The 20784-nt window shown below is 41.0% G+C and carries 20 protein-coding genes and 1 riboswitch; all 20 genes read left to right on the top strand.

Annotation, left to right across the window (positions count from 1 at the left end; translation table 11 throughout):
• Positions 1–22 precede the first annotated feature (22 nt).
• Positions 23–173, top strand: a riboswitch (M-box (ykoK) riboswitch).
• 198 nt (positions 174–371) lie between these two features.
• The 20 genes from mgtA (at position 372) to rpsJ (ending at position 20689) form a co-directional block, all read left to right on the top strand.
• Positions 372–3032: a magnesium-translocating P-type ATPase gene (gene mgtA / locus O3616_RS00970; protein WP_371637842.1), complete on the top strand. Its 2661-nt coding sequence runs from the start codon at positions 372–374 to the stop codon at positions 3030–3032.
• A gap of 135 nt (positions 3033–3167) precedes the next feature.
• On the top strand, positions 3168–3566 hold the full coding sequence (gene spx / locus O3616_RS00965; RefSeq protein ID WP_000591165.1) for a transcriptional regulator Spx: 399 nt from the start codon (positions 3168–3170) through the stop codon (positions 3564–3566).
• Between the two features lie 65 nt (positions 3567–3631).
• Positions 3632–4201, top strand: a complete 570-nt coding sequence (locus tag O3616_RS00960) for an SP0191 family lipoprotein (RefSeq protein WP_070842080.1) — start codon at positions 3632–3634, stop codon at positions 4199–4201.
• A gap of 86 nt (positions 4202–4287) precedes the next feature.
• On the top strand, positions 4288–4554 hold the full coding sequence (locus tag O3616_RS00955) for an IreB family regulatory phosphoprotein (protein ID WP_000507059.1): 267 nt from the start codon (positions 4288–4290) through the stop codon (positions 4552–4554).
• Positions 4555–4557: 3 nt separating this feature from the next.
• Positions 4558–4977, top strand: a complete 420-nt coding sequence (ruvX, locus tag O3616_RS00950; protein WP_033628869.1) for a Holliday junction resolvase RuvX — start codon at positions 4558–4560, stop codon at positions 4975–4977.
• 15 nt (positions 4978–4992) lie between these two features.
• On the top strand, positions 4993–5298 hold the full coding sequence (locus O3616_RS00945) for a DUF1292 domain-containing protein (RefSeq protein ID WP_000017620.1): 306 nt from the start codon (positions 4993–4995) through the stop codon (positions 5296–5298).
• A 506-nt stretch (positions 5299–5804) separates the two neighbouring features.
• On the top strand, positions 5805–7055 hold the full coding sequence (locus O3616_RS00940; protein ID WP_371637838.1) for a folylpolyglutamate synthase/dihydrofolate synthase family protein: 1251 nt from the start codon (positions 5805–5807) through the stop codon (positions 7053–7055).
• Positions 7056–7140: 85 nt separating this feature from the next.
• The gene (locus O3616_RS00935) at positions 7141–7605 is read left to right on the top strand and encodes an SP_0198 family lipoprotein (RefSeq protein WP_371637837.1); all 465 of its coding nucleotides are present in this window, start codon (positions 7141–7143) and stop codon (positions 7603–7605) included.
• A 193-nt stretch (positions 7606–7798) separates the two neighbouring features.
• A complete protein-coding gene (locus O3616_RS00930; RefSeq protein ID WP_371637836.1) occupies positions 7799–9058 on the top strand; it encodes a glycosyltransferase in 1260 nt (419 codons plus the stop codon).
• 13 nt (positions 9059–9071) lie between these two features.
• The gene (locus O3616_RS00925) at positions 9072–10052 is read left to right on the top strand and encodes an NAD-dependent epimerase/dehydratase family protein (RefSeq protein ID WP_371637835.1); all 981 of its coding nucleotides are present in this window, start codon (positions 9072–9074) and stop codon (positions 10050–10052) included.
• Entirely contained in the window at positions 10027–10842 is an 816-nt protein-coding gene (locus O3616_RS00920; protein WP_042751751.1) for an MBL fold metallo-hydrolase, read from the top strand. Before O3616_RS00925 ends, O3616_RS00920 begins: the two co-directional genes overlap by 26 nt.
• A complete protein-coding gene (locus tag O3616_RS00915; RefSeq protein WP_125430526.1) occupies positions 10820–12082 on the top strand; it encodes a F390 synthetase-related protein in 1263 nt (420 codons plus the stop codon). The genes O3616_RS00920 and O3616_RS00915 overlap by 23 nt, the downstream gene beginning before the upstream one ends.
• Positions 12083–12096: 14 nt before the next feature.
• On the top strand, positions 12097–13041 hold the full coding sequence (locus O3616_RS00910; protein WP_125430529.1) for a 3-oxoacyl-[acyl-carrier-protein] synthase III C-terminal domain-containing protein: 945 nt from the start codon (positions 12097–12099) through the stop codon (positions 13039–13041).
• Positions 13042–13174: 133 nt separating this feature from the next.
• On the top strand, positions 13175–14707 hold the full coding sequence (gene cls, locus O3616_RS00905; RefSeq protein WP_371637834.1) for a cardiolipin synthase: 1533 nt from the start codon (positions 13175–13177) through the stop codon (positions 14705–14707).
• Between the two features lie 254 nt (positions 14708–14961).
• Positions 14962–16515 carry a damage-inducible protein CinA gene (locus tag O3616_RS00900; protein ID WP_371637832.1) on the top strand — a complete coding sequence of 518 codons (1554 nt, stop codon included), beginning with the start codon at positions 14962–14964 and terminating at the stop codon, positions 16513–16515.
• A 119-nt stretch (positions 16516–16634) separates the two neighbouring features.
• Positions 16635–18842, top strand: coding sequence for an anaerobic ribonucleoside-triphosphate reductase (nrdD, locus tag O3616_RS00895; protein ID WP_371637831.1), 2208 nt, complete (start codon positions 16635–16637; stop codon positions 18840–18842).
• 11 nt (positions 18843–18853) lie between these two features.
• Positions 18854–18994, top strand: coding sequence for a hypothetical protein (locus O3616_RS00890; RefSeq protein ID WP_000521618.1), 141 nt, complete (start codon positions 18854–18856; stop codon positions 18992–18994).
• A 43-nt stretch (positions 18995–19037) separates the two neighbouring features.
• Positions 19038–19544: a GNAT family N-acetyltransferase gene (locus O3616_RS00885; protein ID WP_140223847.1), complete on the top strand. Its 507-nt coding sequence runs from the start codon at positions 19038–19040 to the stop codon at positions 19542–19544.
• Positions 19537–20127, top strand: a complete 591-nt coding sequence (nrdG, locus tag O3616_RS00880; RefSeq protein WP_004269749.1) for an anaerobic ribonucleoside-triphosphate reductase activating protein — start codon at positions 19537–19539, stop codon at positions 20125–20127. The genes O3616_RS00885 and nrdG overlap by 8 nt, the downstream gene beginning before the upstream one ends.
• Before the next feature lie 253 nt (positions 20128–20380).
• A complete protein-coding gene (gene rpsJ, locus O3616_RS00875) occupies positions 20381–20689 on the top strand; it encodes a 30S ribosomal protein S10 (RefSeq protein ID WP_001284513.1) in 309 nt (102 codons plus the stop codon).
• Positions 20690–20784 lie beyond the last annotated feature (95 nt).

Below are 20784 nucleotides of genomic sequence, written 5' to 3'. Positions count from 1 at the left end.
TAAAGGTTTATACTGAAAGACGAAAACGGTAGGTGAGGCTACCATAGGGATACGGATGACTACCGCAAAGCAGTGGAGACACTACTCGTTGGTCAACAGTCCTGGTCGCGAAGGCCAAGACTAAGCTCATTACATTGCCCTATGGAGTTAAAGCTTGAACGAAAAACAGATAATTAGTTTTTTAATCCTGCCATTTTTTGATGGTAGGATTTTCTACTGTTTAAAAACAAAGAAAGGAGATAGACGATGCAAATTGACGATCATCCGGAACCGCACATACACAGCCAATCGCTGATTTGTGTCGTTCTGCCCTTATAAAGTGATTGGTCTCTGTGTATGAAACACATCATTCATACAGATAGGAGAAACCAATGAAAACTACAAAAGAAAGATTAGCAACAGCTATTCATACATCTTTAAACGAAACTCTATCTTTTTATAAGACAAGTCTAACAGGATTGACTGAGGAGCAGGTGGAGAAAAATCGTGACCTATATGGCGAAAATACCATCACAAAGGGTCAAGAAGACAGTATCCTCAAAAAGATTTACGAATCCATTATCAATCCTTTTACAATCATCTTGCTGGTCATCGCCGTGATTTCCTTGGTGACCAATGTCTGGTTGGCAAAACCAGGTCAAGAAGATCCGACAACTTCAATTATCATCGTTGTCCTAGTCCTCATTTCTGGTGGCATACGCTTTGTCCAAGAACTCCGTAGTGATAAGGCTGCGACCAATCTTTCAAAAATGATTATTAACACAGCGACTGTCATTCGTCAAGGAGAAGTTCAAGAAGTACCTATCGATGATTTGGTAGTAGGTGACGTGGTTAAATTAAGCGCTGGAGACATGATTCCAGCAGATCTTATTTTATTTGAGTCGCGCGATTTCTTTGTACAACAGTCGGGCTTGACAGGTGAAAGTGAATCGGTTGAAAAATTGGCCTTGACCAAGGCAACAGTTCAACAATCTGATAGTCTGCTAGAAGCAGAAGCGCTCGCCTTTATGGGAACCAATGTCTTGTCTGGTAGTGCCAAGGCCGTGGTTTTAGCAGTTGGTGATGATACCATGATGGGAGCCATTGAGCAGACTTTGAACACCTATGACGAACCTACTTCGTTTGAGCGGGAGATGAATAGTATTTCGTGGCTCTTGATTCGTTTGATGTTGCTCATGGTGCCCATTGTTTTCTTGTCTAATGGTTTGACAGATGGAGATTGGTTAGAAGCTGGCGTATTTGCCTTGAGTGTTGGTGTTGGATTGACACCTGAGATGCTCCCTATGATTATTACCGCTAGCCTAGCAAAAGGCTCCATTATCATGGCCAAGGAAAAAGTGGTTATCAAGAAACTCAATGCCATACAGGACTTAGGGGCGATTGATATCTTGTGTACAGATAAGACAGGAACTCTAACCCAAGATGAAATCGTTCTAGAATATCCCTTGGACATCCACGGACGCTTGGATTTGACTGTCTTGAGACGAGCTTATCTCAATTCTTATTTTCAAACGGGCTTGAAAAATTTAATGGACAGAGCCATCATCAGTAGAACTGAAAAAGAAGCTAAAGAACACGCTATTCTACAAAATTTGGATACTAGCTTCCAAAAAATAGATGAATTGCCCTTTGATTTTGAACGTAGACGGATGAGTGTTATCGTTAAGGATGAACATGAAGTGGTTAGTTTGGTAACCAAGGGTGCCCTAGAGGAGATGTTGGCGATTTCCAGTCATGCGGAATACCAAGGAGTGATTACTCCCTTGACAGATGTTATTAGAGAAGAAATTTTAGCAGAAGTCAGACAACTAAATCAACAAGGTTTGCGTGTCTTGGGAGTGGCCTATAAGTCAGGCTTGAGGGAAGGTCATGCCTATACAGTTGATGACGAAGGGGATATGATTCTAACTGGTTATTTAGCATTCCTAGATCCTCCTAAACCATCTGCAGCACCAGCAATTAAGGCTCTGTTAGAACATGGGGTTCAAACAAAGATTTTGACGGGAGACAACGAAAAAGTTACCCAAGCAGTCTGTGAAAAGGTTGGTTTGGATATCAATCAGATGCTGTTAGGGTCTGAAATTGACCAGATGAGTGATCAAGAATTGGCTCAAGCCGTAGAGGAGGTAACAGTCTTTGCCAAGCTTTCACCTGACCAAAAAGCGAGGATTATTTTGCAATTTAAGGCTAATGGTCATGCTGTTGGCTATATGGGAGATGGGATCAATGATGCTCCTTCTATGAAAGTTGCAGATGTAGGGATTTCTGTTGATACAGCAGTAGATATTGCCAAAGAAACAGCTGATGTTATCCTACTTGATAAGGATCTCATGGTGCTGGAAAAAGGACTTGTTGAAGGTCGTAAGGTCTATGCCAATATGACCAAATATATCAAAATGACAGTGAGTTCTAATTTTGGGAATATCTTATCCCTTTTGGTTTCTGGAATCTTTTTACCATTTTTACCGATGGCTCCAGTCCATTTAATTATCCTAAATCTAGTCTATGATTTGTCTTGTATTGCCTTGCCTTTTGACAAGGTGGATAAAGATTTTTTGAGAAATCCGCATACCTGGGAAGCTAAGTCCATCACACGTTTCATGGTTTGGATGGGACCTATCTCTTCTGCCTTTGATATTTTGACCTTTATTTTGCTCTATTTTATCATTGTACCCATGACAACAGGTCAAGCCTATGTCCATGGAGCGGAGTCTGCTGTAGGATTTATTGTCTTGTTTCAGACAGGTTGGTTTATCGAGTCCATGTGGTCACAGACCATGGTTATCCATATGCTGCGTTCAGCTAAAATTCCCTTTTTACAAAGTCGTCCAGCTTGGCTAGTCCTTGTGACAACCCTATTGGCTGCAGCCTTTGTGACCTTCCTTCCCTACAGTCCACTAGCTAGCCTTCTTCATCTAACTCCTTTGAAGCCGATCTATTTCATCTTTTTGCTTTTCATCATCATTTTGTACATGATTAGCGTGACAATTGTGAAAAAAATCTATATCAAGAAATATAAAGAATGGCTGTAAATTTCATTTTGTCAAGAAAAAAGTACGAAAATGATGAAAAAAGTCAAAAAAATTTAAAAATAGGTCGCAAGTCGGATGTTTTTTATGGTATAATAGACTAAACTGATAGTAACATGTAGCGAAAGGGGTAGGTACATGATTAAAATTTATACAGTCTCAAGTTGTACTAGCTGTAAAAAAGCAAAAACCTGGCTCAATGCCCACCAGTTAAGTTATAAAGAACAAAACCTTGGTAAAGAAGGAATTACGCGAGAAGAATTACTGGATATTCTAACCAAAACAGATAACGGAATAGCCAGCATCGTCTCATCTAAAAATCGCTATGCCAAAGCCCTTGGAGTGGATATTGAAGATTTGAGCGTCAATGAAGTCCTCAATCTGATTATGGAAACACCGAGAATTTTAAAGAGCCCAATCCTTGTAGATGAAAAACGCCTGCAAGTTGGCTATAAGGAAGACGATATTCGTGCCTTCCTACCACGCTCTGTCCGTAATGTAGAAAATGCAGAAGCACGTTTGCGTGCAGCTCTATAAACATCAAGGCTGGGAGCAACTCCCAGTCTTATTCTATTTGAATTTCAAAAAGAAAGAAGAAAGAAATGAAAAAAATAGTTCTTGTTAGTCTAGCTTTCCTTTTTGTCCTGGTTGGTTGCGGGCAGAAAAAAGAAACTGGAACAGCTACAAAAACAGAAAAGGATACGCTTCAGTCGGCATTACCAGTTATTGAAAATGCCGAGAAGAATACAGTTGTGACCAAGACTTTGGTCTTGCCAAAGTCAGATGATGGCAGTCAGCAGATTCAAACGGTCACATATAAAGGAAAACAATTTTTAAGTTTGACTATTATTCAAAAAAGACCAGTTACCGATGAATTGAAGACTTTTGTAACTGAGCATGGTGTAGAGGCTACCCAAAAAGCACTCATTGAAGCTGAAGGTAAAGATACCTCAATTCAGGAAGCGCGCAAGTTGCCAGGTTTTACACTTGAGACGAAGCTACTAAGTGAAACAGAAATTCAAACAACAACTACTTATGATTTTCAGGTTTTAGATATCAAAAAAGCTTCACAGGTTGAATATTTAAAGAATATTGGCTTGGAAAATCTTTTGAAAAATGAACCGAGTCAATATGTAGCAGACAGATTGGCAAATGGCGCGACAGAACAGTAGAAAATCCAAATAAATAGACTGCCTGAATTGTAGAACGTAAGGAATTATGCTATAATGGTACTATTCTAAGGAAAGAGGGTGTTAGAATGGGATTTACTGAAGAAACAGTACGTTTTAAATTGGACGATTCCAATAAAAAAGAAATTAGCGAAACTCTGACTGATGTTTATGCTTCGTTGAACGATAAGGGCTACAACCCAATTAACCAAATCGTAGGTTACGTATTGAGTGGAGACCCTGCCTACGTTCCTCGTTATAATAATGCACGAAATCAAATCCGTAAGTATGAGCGTGATGAAATCGTTGAGGAATTAGTCCGCTACTACCTTAAAGGACAAGGAGTCGATCTATAACCTATGAGAATTATGGGATTGGACGTCGGTTCAAAAACGGTAGGGGTAGCCATTAGCGATCCGCTTGGTTTTACAGCTCAAGGACTTGAAATCATCCAAATCAACGAGGAGCAAGGTCAATTTGGTTTTGACCGCGTTAAAGAGTTGGTTGATACTTACAAGGTGGAACGATTTGTAGTGGGATTGCCTAAAAACATGAACAATACAAGCGGACCGCGCGTGGAAGCTAGTCAAGCCTACGGAGCAAAGTTAGAAGAGCTTTTTGATTTACCAGTAGACTATCAAGATGAACGCTTGACAACAGTTGCCGCAGAGCGCATGTTAATTGAGCAAGCAGATATTAGCCGTAACAAGCGCAAGAAAGTCATTGATAAGTTAGCAGCTCAGCTGATTTTACAAAATTATTTAGATAGAAAATTTTAATACAAAGGAGAGGCTATGTCACACGATCATAACCACGACCACGAAGAACGTGAACTAATCACACTAGTAGATGAACAAGGAAACGAAACCTTGTTTGAAATCCTTTTGACCATTGACGGAAAAGAAGAATTTGGTAAAAACTATGTTCTTCTAGTACCAGTTAACGCAGAAGAAGACGAAGACGGACAAGTTGAAATCCAGGCTTACTCATTCATCGAAAATGAAGATGGAACAGAAGGCGAATTGCAACCAATTCCAGAAGACTCAGAAGACGAATGGAACATGATTGAAGAAGTCTTCAACAGCTTTATGGAGGAGTAAACACGTCCTGTGGACGTGTTTAGCCCTGCGCCAGAAATTAGAAACGCAGGAACGTCTGGGAGACTGTATCACCCCAACTCCTAGAAATTAGAAGAGTTGGAACATCCAGTGGACGTTTTTAGCCCAGTTCCTTAAAATAAGAGAGAACTGGTGTGTTCAGTGAACATTTTTACCCTTACGCTAAAAATAAAGACAGTAAGTAAGTCTGGGAGACTGTATCAGCCCAACTCCCAGAAATTGGGAAGAGTTGGAACGTCCAGTGGACGTGTTTAGCCCTGCGCTAGAAATTAGAAACGCAGGCACATCCAGTGGATGTTTTTAGCCCAGTTCATTAAAACAAGAGAGAACTGGTAAGTCCGGGGGATATTTTTACCCCAAGTTAATATTCATAGTAGCTAGTTATTAGCTAACCAGGTAAGAGGTCGGGACGAGAATCCTGGCCTCGTTTTGTTAGTTATGAGACTTTATTGAGGCAGTTGATTGAACCTGTAATTAAGGAGATGTATATGTTTGAAGTAGAAGAATGGCTCCATAGTCGAATTGGTTTGAATTTTCGATCAGGTTTGGGCCGAATGCAACAAGCGGTGGATTTGTTGGGGAATCCCGAGAAGTCTTATCCTATTATTCATGTAACCGGGACTAATGGAAAAGGATCTACCATTGCTTTTATGAGGGAGTTATTTGTGGGGCATGGCAAAAAAGTTGCGACCTTTACCTCCCCTCATATCGTCTCTATCAATGATCGAATCTGCATTAACGGACAACCTATAGCAGACTCAGACTTTATCCGTTTAGCTGAGCAGGTCAAGGAGATGGAAAAAACACTTCTGCAAACTCATGACCAGTTGTCCTTTTTTGAATTGCTGACCTTGATTGCTTTTCTTTATTTTAGGGAGCAAGAGGTGGATTTGGTTTTATTAGAAGTGGGAATTGGCGGCTTACTTGACACGACTAATGTGGTAACCGGAGAGATTGCTGTCATCACCTCCATCGGACTTGACCATCAGGAGACTCTGGGTGACAGTATAGCAGCAATTGCAGAGCAGAAAGCTGGTATTTTCAAGACTGGTAAAAAGGCAGTGATTGCTAAGTTTCCTTCAGAAGCTAGGCTTGTTTGTCAGAAAAAAGCAGACTCTGTAGCTGTTGACCTTTATCAGGCAGGTCAGGATTTTTCAATGCTGAATGGGGATTTTTCAAGCTCTTTGGCTTACCTTTCACAGTTGAAAATCGGTTTAGAAGGAGTTTATCAGCAGGAAAATGCGACCTTGGCGCTACAAACGTTTCTTCTCTTTATGAGAGAAGGAAAGGAAGCTGTTGATGAACAGGTTGTAAGACAGGCTTTGGAGAAGACCCATTGGGCTGGGCGTTTGGAGCGTATTCGTCCTCAGATTTACTTGGACGGTGCTCATAACCTCCCTGCCTTGACTCGCTTGGTTGAATTTATTAAAGAAAAAGAGCAGGAAAGATATCGTCCTCAAATCCTATTTGGAGCCTTGAAACGGAAGGATTATCAAGGGATGTTGGCTTATCTGACTGAAAAATTGCCTCAGGTGGAACTCAAGGTAACTGGCTTTGACTACCAAGGTTCTTTAGATGAGACAGATATAACAGGTTACGATGTCATTCCTTCTTACCGAGAATTTATCAGCAGTTTTGAAGAAAGAGCAGATATGCAGGACTTGCTGTTCGTTACAGGATCTCTCTACTTTATCTCAGAAGTACGGGGATACTTGTTGGCCCATGAGCAGATAAATTGACCTCCTTTTTTGAACTTGTTATACTAGGGAAACTACTAGTTAGAAGGAATACTTCTGTAAATTGGTAGCAGAAAGGAAATTCGTCATGAAATTAAAAACATTCACACTTTCTCTTGCTTCTCTAGCAAGTCTTAGTCTTTTAGTAGCTTGTTCACAAAGAGCTCAACAGGTTCAACAACCAGCAGCTCAATCGCAAACACAACAAACTCAGCAATCACAATCTGCTGCTTCATCTTCGGCAGAAAATTCAAACCAGTCAGCAACAAGTTCTTCACAAAATGCGCCTGAGGCTCAACCAACCAATATTGATGGAACTTATACCGGTAAGGACGAAGGAGACCGTATCACTTTAGTGGTAACTGGAACAACTGGTACCTGGACACAGGTAGAGACTGACGGAGATCAAGAAATTAAGCAGGTTAGCTTCGATGCCGCTAATCAACGCATGATTATTGGGGATGATGCCAAGATTTATACAATTAATGGAAATCAGATGATTATTGACGATATGGATAGAGAAGCGTCTGATCGCATTGTTTTATCTAAGTAAAGCTTATTTATCAAAAATTCCGATAAGATGAAAGATATTTGATGTATTACTCGATAAAAGTTAGATAGATTATACACATAAAGGAATGGGTCTCATACAAGATTCATTCCTTTTCCTTAAATATAAGTTCCACTTTTAGGAGTGGTACTCTTTTTGAGTAGTTCTTTTTAAAAAAATTTGTTATGCTAGATTTATGAAGAGAATCAAAATCGACGTGGTAGTACTCCCTTTAAGTGGACATCTCTTCCCAGCCCTGAATATACTCGCACCTTTGTTGAAGGATCCTTTGTATGATATTCGATTATTCACAGGACCGCAACGAAAAGCTGTCGCAGAGGAGATGGGATTCCAGGTACTTCCCATTTTAGAAAATTTTGTAGATGAGTTTGAGCGTGTAGCCAACAATGAAGGGCAGCTAAATCTTATTTCTGCTTATCGGCAGTTGTCAGCTAGTCTGGATTTGATCAATGTAGTGTCAGACCAACTAATACAAGAATGGGAGAAAAATCGACCAGATATTGTTATTGCGGATTTTATAACCCTCTCTGGAGGACTAGTGGCGGAACAGTTGGGAATTCCTTGGATAACAACCATGGCGACACAGTTTGCCATTGAAACGACAGATGGACCGCCTTGTTTCTTTGGAGGAATGGGCAGTCCAAAGAATCCTTTTCAGTTTGCCCAGCAATGGCTAGGAAGAAAAGGGACTCGTTTAGGAAAACGAATCGCAACCTTTTTATTGAGAGAACGCTTGAAACGTTACGATTTTAAGCTCTACAATCAAAAAAATCAGGAAACTATTTATTCACCCTATTCCATCTTGGGAATTGGGATGAAAGAGTTGGAGCTGAAAAGTGGTTTTCCAGAGCATTACCTTTGGGTGGGGCCTTTTGGTTCTTCGATCGAGAGAGCAGAGAATTATCCTCTCGATTTGTCTCCCTATGCAAGTTATAAAAAAGTCCTCGTATCCTGTGGAACTCAGCTAGCGTGGGCTAAAGATAACCTCCTCTACCAGACCCAACAATTGGCAAAAGCCCATCCTGACTGTTACTTTTTTGTGACTCTGGGGTTTGGTGGACAAGACTTCCAATGTGAGGAGCTCATGGACAATGTTTCTGTAGTATCCTATCTTCCCTATAAGGAATACATTCCCCAGATGGACTATGTGATTCATCACGGAGGTGCGGGTATTTTTTACCAATGTATTATCTATGGCAAGCCTGCCTTAATTCTCCCTCATGACTATGATCAGTATGACTATGCGGTTCGCGGGCTAGAGGCAGGGATTGCCCTGACTGCTAAACGAGAGGACACGGAAGCGATTGGACGCGCTTTTGATGAGCTATTGGCTAGAGATGGCTGGTCAGACTTGAACAAACTCAGTCGTGTAGCTCAAGACTACCAGCCAACAGAAATCCTCAAGAATGAAATATATCGACTCTTGGGGGGATAAGGAGAAATAAAATATGAAGAAAGTATTGGTAACAGGTGCTACGGGTTTTCTAGGTAAGTATGTTGTTGAAGAGCTCAGTCAGCATGGCTACCAGGTACGAGCTTTTGGACGTAATCGCAAGGTTGGTCAGTCTTTAGAGAACTCCTCTGTGGCATTTATCCAGGGAGATTTTACCAAGCAAGAGGATCTGACTCAGGCTTGTCAGGGTATGGACATGGTTGTGCATGCTGGAGCTCTTTCTACCGTCTGGGGACCTTGGGAAGATTTCTACCAGACAAATGTCTTAGGGACCAAGTATGTTCTGGATGCTTGTCGAGAGGATGGTATTCAGCGTTTGGTTTATGTGTCCTCGCCTAGTATATATGCTGCGCCTCGAGACCAGATAGCTATCAAAGAAAGCGATGCGCCTCAGGAAAATAATCTGAACAACTATATTCGTAGTAAACTAGCTTCGGAGAAGCTGTTTAAGGATTATCCCGATGTTCCGAGTATTATCTTACGACCTCGTGGGCTTTTTGGAATTGGGGATACCAGTATTTTACCTCGGGTTCTTAAACTCAGTCAGAAGATTGGTATTCCCTTGATAGGGGATGGCTGTCAGCTGATGGACATGACCTGTGTGGAAAATGTTGCTCTGGCCATTCGCTTGGCTCTAGAGGCTCCTCAAGCTAGTGGCGAAGTCTATAATATTACCAACGGGGAACCAAGAGCCTTTAAGGATCTGATAGAAGAAACCTTGAGAGGGCTTGGCTATCCGATAACATACAGAAAAGTGCCGGCTCCTCTTCTTTCAGTTATTGCAAGTAGTTTAGAGTTTCTGTATAATATCTTGAAACTCAAAGGTGAGCCGGCTCTGACACGCTATACATATTGCTTGCTGAGGTATAGCCAGACGCTGGACATTAGTAAGGCGGAGCGAGACTTGGGCTATCGCCCTCAAATCAGTATTTCGGAAGGGATTGAACAATATGTCAAAGATTATAGAAAGCATTGATTATTTCCCAGCAGGATATTGCACGAGTTATACAGGTTTGCTATTTAAGGGAATCAAGAATAAAAAGATGACCTTTCCAGCCGGGGTTTTTCTTATCAAACATAGGGAGAAGGGATACCTCCTCTATGATACGGGCTACCATTACGATATTAAGACTCAGATTCGTTATGGTTTCTATCGTTTGGGAACACCTGTTCAAATGACGGAGAAGGACCAGATTTCATATTTGCTGAAAGCTAAGGGAATTAAACCAGAAGAAATTAATTATATCATCCTATCTCACCTGCATCCAGATCATTTGGGAGGGGCTAGCTTCTTCCCTCATGCAACTTTTATCTTGACTCAGGAAGTGTATGATGTTTACAAGAAACCGACACTGAAAGACTTGATTTTCAAGGAATTTTTGCCAGCTTCTTTTGAAAAAAATCTAACCATTATTAGAGCTGACCAGCAAGATTCAACCTTTCCCTATCGTCCGACTAGTGACCTTTTTGGAGATGGAAGTATTCTAGTAGCTTCTGTTGATGGGCATGCAAGGGGGCAAGCTTGTCTGTACCTTCCAGACTTTAATCTCCTCATCGCAGCAGATCTCTGTTGGGGAATTGACCTTTTGCCTTACACCAAGCAGATGCTCCTGATTCCTTCCTTGGTTCAGGACAATAAGGCAGACTATATCAAGGGGACAGAGTTTTTGGAGGAGGTCTTGAGAGATGGTATTGAAGTAGTTGTTAGCCATGACCCTGTAGAAAGGATAGAACGTATCATATATGAAAAAAGGAACCTTTCTTAAAACCTTTATCCAAACTCGCTGGCTTCATAACTTCAAATCTCGAGAAGCTGTAGAGAACTATCAGAAAAAGCAATTAGCTAACTATATGAACTTTTTAAAGCGAGAGTCGCCCTACTTTAAAAATGGGATTCCTAGTGACTTTGACCATATGGACAAGGCTTTTATGATGGAGCATTTCAACGAGCTCAACACCCAAGGAGTAGATCGGGATGAAGCCTTGGCCTTGGCTATTGAAAGTGAAAAGACTCGTGATTTCACTGAACTCAAAGGCGATGTGGCAGTCGGACTGTCTTCAGGGACATCTGGACATCGGGGGCTTTTTATCACAACGGAGAAAGAGCGAAGTATGTGGGCAGCAGCTATCTTAGCTAAGATGTTACCCAAGGGCCAGCTTTTTGGACACCGAATCGCCTTTTTCCTGAGAGCTGATAATGAACTCTATCAGACCATCAATACGGCACTTATTCGTTTGGAGTATTTTGATATTTTTAAACCTACAGATGTCCATATTGAGCGGCTGAATACCTACCAGCCGACGATTGTTGTGGCACCAGCCTCTATGTTGATTGAATTGAGCAAGCGTCTCAAGGCTGGAGAGTTAGCTATCCACCCACAAAAAATCGTTTCGGTGGCAGAAATCTTGGAAGATAATGATAGGGAACTCATCGCAGAAGCCTTTTCTTTATCCATTATTGACCAAGTTTATCAGGCAACCGAAGGTTTCCTAGCTTGCACTTGCTCAGCTGGAAATCTGCATCTCAACGAAGACATTATACATGTGGAAAAGCAGTATCTGGATGACCGCCGTTTTTATCCAGTGATTACGGACTTTAAACGAAGTAGTCAGCCTGTTTATCGCTACCAGCTCAATGATATCTTGGTTGAGAATCCGAAGCCTTGTCCGTGTGGCTCCTACTATACACGAATTGACAAGGTCGAAGGACGCTCTGACGACATCTTCTATTTCGATGGACTGGATGGGGGACAGGTGACCATCTATCCAGACTTTATCAGACGTTGCATCCTCTTTGTGGAGAATATAGGAGATTACCAAGTCAAACAATATTCTGAGAAGTTAGTGGAAGTTTGTCTAAACCAACGAGATGAGAGCATGGAGACAGCTATTTTAGTACAGTTTCAACTCCTGGCCCAGCAAAAGCAGTTTATAGTTCCCGAAATTCAATTTTCAGATTATCACTGGGATACTAGCCATAAACTCAAACGAATCCAACGTTTATGAAAGGATAAAAGACAATGACAGAAGTAAAAAGACATATAGAAATTGCAGGATATGGTGTTTGCCTTCCAAAGCATACCGTCCAATTCAAAGACCAGACGCGTTATCGTGTAGTTGAAAATGAAGAAACGCAGTTAGATTTAGCAGAGGTAGCAATTCAGAGAGCACTCGAATATGCAAACTTAGATATTAAAGATATCGATTGCCTTGTATCAGCTAGTGCAGTTGGTGTTCAGCCTATTCCTTGTACGGCTGCCTTGATTCATGAGCGCGTGGCAAAAGGACTCTCAATCCCAGCTATGGATATCAATACGACCTGTACTAGCTTTATTTCTGCTCTATCGACTATGTCCCACTTGATCGAGGCAGGCGAATACAATCGTGTCTTAATTGTGTCTAGTGAGGTTGGTAGTTTAGGGCTCAATCCTAAGCAAAAAGAAAGTTTTGAACTCTTTAGTGATGGGGCGGCAGCCTTTATTTTCCAAAAAAGCCATCAGGAAAAAGGGGTCATTGCTAGTCTCCAACGTACTTGGTCAGAAGGAGCACACGATACGGAGATTCGTGGAGGTCTGACTTCTTTTCAACCAAAAGAGTACTCTGAAGCGACTAAGACCAACTATATGTTTGATATGAAAGGTAAGAAAATTCTCCTCTTATCTGCTCGTAAAATTCCAGTCATGTTTGAAGAGTTTCAAGAAAAAACGCAGCTAGCATTGTCAGATGTGGACTATATTATTCCCCATCAAGCAAGTCGTGCCCTTCCTTTAGTTATGGAAAAACTAGGTGTTGCGGAGGAACAATATCTCAATCTTGTCACTGATTATGGAAATATGGTGTCAGTATCTGTACCGTTTGGCTTGGCTTATTCATTAGAAAAAGGGCTGGTCAAGGAGGGAGATGTCATCTATCTTATGGGAACTGCAGCCGGTATGACGGTCAATATGTTGGCTCTCAAACTGTAATACGCATATGAGATCATAATGGTTGAAACTTTAGCAAGAGTAAATTGTTGCCATCTAGCTATGAACTGATGTATACTAGTGGAAACATCTATTAATTAGGTGGTTAGGGGTAAGGTTAAAAGAAAGGGGATGTATGAAATATAGAAAATTTCAATTATTGATGTCCAAGTATGGCTTTAGTCTTTCGATTATGCTACTTGAACTGTGTCTTGTTTTTGGTCTCTTTCTCTATTTAGGGCGCATGGCCCCTATTCTATGGGTCATTCTCTTAATCTTTATGAGTATGGCGACTATTGTCGCAATTGTCAATCGTTCAATGGCGCCTGAAAGTAAAGTAATGTGGTTAGTGGTAACTTTTGTTCCTGTTATTGGTCCTTTGCTATATCTGATGTTTGGTGAAAGACGATTATCCAAAAAAGAAATCAAGCAGTTGAACAGACTTGGTTCCATGCATTTTCGGGAGGATAACAGTAAAGCTCTCCGCCAGAAATTGAAGGAAGATGATAAGGCGGCTTACGGAGTTATCAAATCTTTGCTAAGTATGGATAGCAATGCCGATGTCTATGATCGAACAGATTCACAATTCTTTTCTTCGGGTGAAAGCATGTGGCAACATATGTTGGAAGACCTCAAGAAAGCTGAGAAATTTATCTTTCTAGAGTACTATATTGTCGAAGAAGGTCTGATGTGGAATAGCATACTAGATATACTAGAGCAAAAGGCAGCTCAGGGTGTAGAGGTCAAGATGCTCTATGATGATATCGGTTGTATGGCGACTTTACCTGGAGACTATACTGTTCAGCTTCGTAGTCGAGGAATTGAAGCCCATAAGTTTAACAAGGTGATTCCTCGTTTGACGGTAGCTTATAATAATCGAGACCATCGTAAAATCCTTGTTATAGATGGTCAGGTAGCTTATACAGGAGGCATTAACTTAGCCGATGAGTATATCAACCATGTAGAACGCTTTGGTTATTGGAAGGATAGTGGGATTCGCATAGATGGCCCTGGTGTCAAGGCTCTAACCCGTCTCTTTTTAATGACTTGGTACATCAATCGTGGGGAAATCAGTGATTTTGACCAGTATCACTTGGAAAACCAGCCTCGTTCTAGCCAAGGGCTCTGTATTCCCTATGGTAGTGGTCCCAAGCCCATCTTCCGTACTCAGGTAGGGAAAAAAGTCTATCAAAGTTTGATTAATCAGGCTACTGACTCAGTCTATATCACAACACCCTATTTGATTATTGACTATGATTTAACTGAGAGTATTAAAAACGCGGCCATGAGGGGTGTTGATGTTCGCATCGTGACTCCTTTCATTCCAGATAAAAAATTAATCCAACTCATTACAAGAGGGGCCTATCCGGATTTGTTGTCAGCAGGAGTAAGGATTTTTGAGTATAGTCCAGGCTTCATCCACAGTAAACAAATCTTAGTGGATAAGGACTTTGCTGTAGTTGGAACGATTAATTTAGATTATAGAAGTTTACTTCATCACTATGAAGATGCAGTTTTGCTATATAAAACGGCATCAATCACAGAGATTCAAAAAGACTTTCAGGAGATTTTTTCAGTATCGCAAGAAATTTTCCCTCATACGATAAAAAATAGCTGGTATCAGAAATTGATTAAGGAAATTGCCCAGTTATTCGCCCCAATCTTATAAGAAATCTAGGACTTAGGATACAACCCAGTCCTATTTTTCTTGCCTTTTACGAATAAGAAGATATAGGAGGAACGATGCTGACTCAGAAAGAATTGGATTATATCATGTCATTTAAACAGACGCATTTACACCGATTTCGGGAAATTGAAACCTTTGTGAAACTATGCAAAAAATCTCACAAACACCCATCGCAAGCTGACAATTTTAGGTCTTTTTGATATACTAAGACAGATAAATTGAATAGGAGAAACGATATGGCTGTATATGGCAGAATCGAAGAAGTATCCGAAACGATACAGAGTAATGAAATTGAAAATAGACTGGATAGGAACCTTGAATCTCATGTAGAAAAAGAAGAACAGGTAGCTTTCCCGTTTTTCAGACTCATCATTGGAAGTACGATTGCAACGGTTTTTTCTGTGGTGATACCTTTACTTTTAGATATGGTAGGTCCCTCTCAGGCGCAGGATTTGTATATAGGGTGGGCTTTACATCAGGGAGGACAGCTTTACAGTAGCTATTATGCAAGTCAAGGTCTTCTTTATTACTTACTACTTTATATTACCCAAGGAGGCATCCTTTTTGCCTTGGTAGAATGGCTAGCCCTCTTAGGAGGAGGTTATTTCCTCTTTTCTTCAACCGACTATCTGACGGGACAAAGGGAACAAGCCAAACAACTCCTAACCATATTTTATATCTTGGTGTCTGGTCTTGGTTTTGGAGGAGGTTATGCTACTATCTTAGCTCTGCCATTCCTGTTTGCAGGATTTTCATTCATAGCAGCTTATCTATCAAATCCTAATCATGACAAGGGATTTCTACGTCTGGGGATCTTTTTGGGCCTATCATTTTTCATAGAGCCTCTTACAAGTCTTCTCTTTGCTGTAGTAGTAACGATTGGTTTATTTGTCTTTAATGTTGGGCATGGTCGTTTTGTCCATGGAGTTTATCAGTTTTTTGCAGCGGCACTTGGTTTTTCTCTCATCTTTTACCCAGTAGGCTACTATGTGCTTACTTCAGGTGGTTTTGGAGAAGCTATAGGAAGTCTTTTGTATCCGATTGATTCCCTTCAGGTCTTTACCAATCCTCAACTAATGGATAATGTTGTATTCTATGGTTTGTTGACCTTTGGTTTAGGAGCTCTCTTCCTTGTTTTTCTAGGATTGTTCCAATCAAAGGCATCAAGATTATATGTTATTTCAGTACCAGCTAGTTTTGCTTTCTTATTTGTATTAGCCTTGTTGCTTTTTTCTCAAGAACCTCTTCACGGTTCGCGTTTGATTCTAATCCTTCCGTCTTTACTCCTTCTTTTGATGACCAGTATTCGTGGGAAACACTCAGCTAGAGGAGCTCGTTGTCGGAGAAGAGAGGAGGTTCCAACTTTATGGAAAAAATTCATGAAGGGAAATCTCTACCTACCTATCCTAGTGGTGGTTTATCTGATTGCAATTCCTTTTGTAGCTCGTTTTGTCTTGCATCCAGCTTCTTATAGAGAACAACATCAAGTGGTAGATAGAGTCAAACAAGAGACGAGTGATGGTGACCAAATTTATATTTGGGATTCACATGTTCAAATGTATAAAGAAAGCCAGCGTTTGGCTGGATCCATGTTCCCATCACCTCTTCTTTACACGAGTACAGAAGAGAATAAAACTAGTTTAATCAATGACTTGAAAGAAAACCAACCTAAGGTGATTGTGGTAAACGACAAGGTGGCTCTCTGGTCTGAGGCGGAGACACTCTTGAAAGAAAATTACCAACAAGTAAAGACTGATTACTCAGAGTTTAAAGTCTATAAAATTAAATAACCGAATCAATATCTTGTGTATTTTTAAAATTTTTAGGATTTTTACCACAAGATATTGATTTTTCTTTTTAGAGTGGTATAATACTTTTTAGAAAGAACATTTTAGAAAAGAGCATGCATATGATTGCACTAGAAGAAAAAATTACAATTTTGCCAACTCTCTTCGTTGAAAAACGAGATGGGAGACGTGTTGTATTTGATGTGGACAAGATTGACAAGGCTCTCCACAAGGCGGCTGACAAGGTTATGGATGTGACACCCTTGGTCGAAAAACGCCTCAATGCTCTGACCGAGCGAATTGTCACAGAAATTCATAGTCGCTTTCCAAAGGGGGTTAAGATTTACGAAATTCAAAATATCGTAGAACATGAATTGCTTGAAGCCAAAGAATATGCGCTGGCTGAGGAGTATATTACTTATCGGACACAAAGGGATTTTGAGCGCTCAAAAGCGACGGATATCAACTTTAGTATACATAAGCTTCTCAACAAAGACCAGGCAGTTGTTAATGAAAATGCAAATAAAGACAGCGATGTCTTTAATACCCAGCGTGATTTGACAGCGGGCATCGTTGGAAAATCAATCGGACTGCAAATGCTTCCTAAGCACGTAGCCAATGCCCACCAAAAAGGGGATATCCACTATCACGATTTGGACTACAGTCCTTATACACCTATGACCAACTGCTGTTTGATTGATTTCAAGGGGATGCTGGAAAATGGTTTTAAGATTGGAAATGCAGAGGTAGAAAGTCCTAAGTCTATCCAGACTGCAACAGCTCAGATTTCCCAAATCATCGCCAACGTGGCTTCTAGCCAGTACGGTGGTTGTTCAGCTGACCGTATCGATGAAGTCTTGGCTCCTTATGCAGAGAAGAATTACCAAAAACACCTCAAGGATGCGGAAGAGTGGGTTTTGCCTGAAAAACGGGAAGATTACGCTTGGAAGAAAACTCAGAAAGATATCTACGATGCCATGCAATCTCTTGAGTATGAAATCAACACCCTCTTCACTTCAAATGGACAAACACCTTTTACTTCGCTAGGCTTTGGTCTAGGAACCAATCGTTTTGAGCGGGAAATTCAAAAAGCTATTTTAAACATTCGCATTAAGGGGCTTGGTTCGGAACATCGTACGGCTATCTTTCCTAAACTCATTTTTACTCTGAAACGAGGTCTCAATTTAGAGGAAGGAACTCCCAACTATGACATCAAGCAGTTGGCTCTAGAATGTGCAACTAAACGGATGTATCCAGACGTCTTGTCTTACGATAAGATTATCGAGTTGACTGGTTCTTTCAAGGTTCCTATGGGCTGCCGTTCTTTCCTTCAAGGATGGAAGGATGAGAATGGTGTAGAAGTTAATTCAGGTCGGATGAATCTAGGTGTTGTGACGGTTAATCTGCCTCGTATTGCTCTCGAGTCTGAAGGTGATATGACCAAGTTCTGGGAAATCTTCAACGAGCGGATGAATATCGCAGAAGATGCTCTGGTTTACCGTGTCGAACGGACCAAGGAAGCGACACCAGCCAATGCTCCTATCCTTTATCAATACGGTGCTTTTGGCCATCGTCTAGGTAAAGAAGAAAGTGTTGACCAGCTCTTTAAGAATCGTCGAGCAACTGTTTCGCTGGGTTACATCGGTTTGTACGAAGTGGCTACTGTCTTCTTTGGAAATAGTTGGGAACACAATCCAGAAGCCAAGGAATTCACTCTGGACATCATTCGCGATATGAAACGCCGTGTAGAAGAGTGGTCAGACCAATATGGCTACCATTTCTCTATCTACTCAACACCATCTGAAAGTTTGACAGACCGTTTCTGTAGACTAGATACAGACAAGTTCGGTTATATTCCAGATATTACTGATAAGGAATACTACACCAACTCTTTCCACTACGATGTTCGTAAAAATCCAACACCGTTTGAAAAATTGGACTTTGAGAAAGTCTATCCAGAAGCAGGTGCGTCGGGTGGTTTCATCCATTATTGTGAGTATCCAGTTCTCCAGCAAAATCCAAAGGCCTTGGAAGTTGTCTGGGACTATGCCTATGACCGTGTGGGCTATCTTGGGACCAATACACCAATAGACCGTTGCTACAAGTGTGACTTTGAAGGGGATTTTGAACCAACTGAGAGGGGCTTTGCTTGTCCTAACTGTGGCAATAGCGACCCTAAAACAGTAGACGTTGTTAAACGGACTTGTGGATATTTAGGTAATCCTCAAGCGAGACCTATGGTCAATGGGCGTCACAAGGAAATCGCAGCGCGTGTCAAACATATGAATGGTTCAACGATTAAAATAGCTGGCCATCAAGTAACAAATTAGAAAGAAATGAAATGGGAAAATATCAATTAGACGATAAGGGGCGTGCACAAGTGACCCGTTATCACGAGAAACACTCTAAAGGTGGAGCTGGTAAGAAAGAACGTTTGCTCAACCTCAGAGAACAATTTTTAAACAAGAACAAGAAAAAATAAAAGTGAGAGCCAGCTCTTGCTTTTCTCTTAGTGGGAGGTAAGAATGGAACTACGAAGACCAATATTAGCAGATAAAGTAACAGTTTTAGAGATGATGGCAGAGTTTGAAAAATATCAGTCGCCTCACGACAGTGGTTTCTGGGATACAGAGAACTTTGTGTATGAAGAATGGCTGGAAACAAATATGCAAAAAGAGATGGGGATAAACTTGCCTGAAAATCGTGTTCCTTCTATTCAATTTGTATCATTTGATGATGTAGGTCGTGCTCTAGGATTTTTGAATCTGCGATTGAGACTGAATGAGGGGTTATTGAATTATGCTGGCCACATTGGCTACTCCATTCGTCCATCAGAAAGAGGCAAAGGTTATGCTAAAGAGACTCTCCGTCAGGGCTTGCAAGTTGCTAAGGAAAAGAACATCAAGAGAACGCTTGTGACCTGTAGCGTGAATAATCCTGCTAGCAGAGCAGTCATACTAGCAAATGGAGGAATTCTTGAAGATGTTCGTAATGGAGTCGAGCGTTATTGGATAGAGGTAGCGAATGAATAATCCAAAACCACAAGAATGGAAAAGTGAAGAGCTCAGTCAAGGCCGTATCATCGACTACAAGGCCTTTAACTTTGTAGATGGAGAGGGTGTGCGTAACTCCCTCTATGTATCAGGTTGCATGTTTCACTGCGAGGGGTGTTATAATGTAGCGACCTGGTCCTTCAATGCTGGCATTCCCTATACAGCAGAATTAGAAAAACAGATCATGGCAGACCTTGCCCAGCCCTATGTTCAAGGATTGACCTTGCTGGGAGGGGAACCTTTTCTCAATACTGGCATTCTTTTGCCACTCGTGAAGCGTATTCGGAAAGAATTGCCAGATAAGGATATCTGGTCCTGGACGGGCTATACATGGGAAGAAATGATGTTGGAAACTCCAGATAAACTGGAACTATTGTCGCTAATTGACATCCTTGTCGATGGACGGTATGACCGAACTAAGAGAAATCTCATGCTCCAGTTTCGAGGTTCGTCCAATCAACGCATCATCGATGTGCAAAAATCACTCAAAAGTGGGCAAGTAGTGATTTGGGATAAGCTTAATGACGGAAAAGAAAGCTATGAACAGGTGAAGAGAGAGTAACTTTCTTCCATAAAATACTTAAATAAATGACCCGCCAAAAAAGAAAACAGTTTCATTGTAAAAAAACGAAAAAACAGCAACAAATCCCTTGCAATCGCAGGGGCTTTGTGTTATTCTATTATGGTGCTGTAAATTACAGCCTTAGCTTTGATGCAAGAGGTTGCGACACGCTCGGTTGCATTGCCACGCAACACCGCGTCGGTTTTCTTGTGGAGCTAGCCTATTATCTTAAATAGACGAAAAGGAGAAAAAGATGGCAAACAAAAAAATCCGTATCCGTTTGAAAGCTTACGAACACCGTACGCTTGATACTGCGGCTGCAAAAATCGTAGAATCAGCTACTCGTACAGGTGCACAAGTTGCGGGTCCAATCCCACTTCCGACTGAACGTAGCCTCTACACAATCATTCGTGCGACTCACAAATACAAAGACTCTCGCGAACAATTTGAAATGCGTACACACAAACGTTTGATCGATATTGTTAACCCAACTCAAAAAACAGTTGATGCGTTGATGAAATTGGATCTTCCAAGTGGTGTAAACGTAGAAATCAAACTTTAATCTAAAATATAAAAGAGCAGAGGCTGGTGTTTCAATCTAATTGAACACGGGCTAAACTCGGTGTAAAAAAGATAAACTTCCTAGTGTCTGCTAGA

The organism is Streptococcus sp. 27098_8_86 (genome assembly GCF_041432595.1).
GTDB classification, from domain to species: domain Bacteria; phylum Bacillota; class Bacilli; order Lactobacillales; family Streptococcaceae; genus Streptococcus; species Streptococcus pneumoniae_F.
The sequence above is the reverse complement of the archived record's forward strand: the minus strand, read 5'-3'. Positions and strand labels throughout refer to the sequence as shown.

What these genes read in the sequence shown, in the direction of transcription:
- mgtA (WP_371637842.1), top strand. Translation starts at nt 372, where the DNA reads ATGAAAACTACAAAAGAAAGATTAGCAACAGCTATTCATACATCTTTA.
- spx (WP_000591165.1), top strand. Translation starts at nt 3,168, where the DNA reads ATGATTAAAATTTATACAGTCTCAAGTTGTACTAGCTGTAAAAAAGCA.
- O3616_RS00960 (WP_070842080.1), top strand. Translation starts at nt 3,632, where the DNA reads ATGAAAAAAATAGTTCTTGTTAGTCTAGCTTTCCTTTTTGTCCTGGTT.
- O3616_RS00955 (WP_000507059.1), top strand. Translation starts at nt 4,288, where the DNA reads ATGGGATTTACTGAAGAAACAGTACGTTTTAAATTGGACGATTCCAAT.
- ruvX (WP_033628869.1), top strand. Translation starts at nt 4,558, where the DNA reads ATGAGAATTATGGGATTGGACGTCGGTTCAAAAACGGTAGGGGTAGCC.
- O3616_RS00945 (WP_000017620.1), top strand. Translation starts at nt 4,993, where the DNA reads ATGTCACACGATCATAACCACGACCACGAAGAACGTGAACTAATCACA.
- O3616_RS00940 (WP_371637838.1), top strand. Translation starts at nt 5,805, where the DNA reads ATGTTTGAAGTAGAAGAATGGCTCCATAGTCGAATTGGTTTGAATTTT.
- O3616_RS00935 (WP_371637837.1), top strand. Translation starts at nt 7,141, where the DNA reads ATGAAATTAAAAACATTCACACTTTCTCTTGCTTCTCTAGCAAGTCTT.
- O3616_RS00930 (WP_371637836.1), top strand. Translation starts at nt 7,799, where the DNA reads ATGAAGAGAATCAAAATCGACGTGGTAGTACTCCCTTTAAGTGGACAT.
- O3616_RS00925 (WP_371637835.1), top strand. Translation starts at nt 9,072, where the DNA reads ATGAAGAAAGTATTGGTAACAGGTGCTACGGGTTTTCTAGGTAAGTAT.
- O3616_RS00920 (WP_042751751.1), top strand. Translation starts at nt 10,027, where the DNA reads ATGTCAAAGATTATAGAAAGCATTGATTATTTCCCAGCAGGATATTGC.
- O3616_RS00915 (WP_125430526.1), top strand. Translation starts at nt 10,820, where the DNA reads ATGAAAAAAGGAACCTTTCTTAAAACCTTTATCCAAACTCGCTGGCTT.
- O3616_RS00910 (WP_125430529.1), top strand. Translation starts at nt 12,097, where the DNA reads ATGACAGAAGTAAAAAGACATATAGAAATTGCAGGATATGGTGTTTGC.
- cls (WP_371637834.1), top strand. Translation starts at nt 13,175, where the DNA reads ATGAAATATAGAAAATTTCAATTATTGATGTCCAAGTATGGCTTTAGT.
- O3616_RS00900 (WP_371637832.1), top strand. Translation starts at nt 14,962, where the DNA reads ATGGCTGTATATGGCAGAATCGAAGAAGTATCCGAAACGATACAGAGT.
- nrdD (WP_371637831.1), top strand. Translation starts at nt 16,635, where the DNA reads ATGATTGCACTAGAAGAAAAAATTACAATTTTGCCAACTCTCTTCGTT.
- O3616_RS00890 (WP_000521618.1), top strand. Translation starts at nt 18,854, where the DNA reads ATGGGAAAATATCAATTAGACGATAAGGGGCGTGCACAAGTGACCCGT.
- O3616_RS00885 (WP_140223847.1), top strand. Translation starts at nt 19,038, where the DNA reads ATGGAACTACGAAGACCAATATTAGCAGATAAAGTAACAGTTTTAGAG.
- nrdG (WP_004269749.1), top strand. Translation starts at nt 19,537, where the DNA reads ATGAATAATCCAAAACCACAAGAATGGAAAAGTGAAGAGCTCAGTCAA.
- rpsJ (WP_001284513.1), top strand. Translation starts at nt 20,381, where the DNA reads ATGGCAAACAAAAAAATCCGTATCCGTTTGAAAGCTTACGAACACCGT.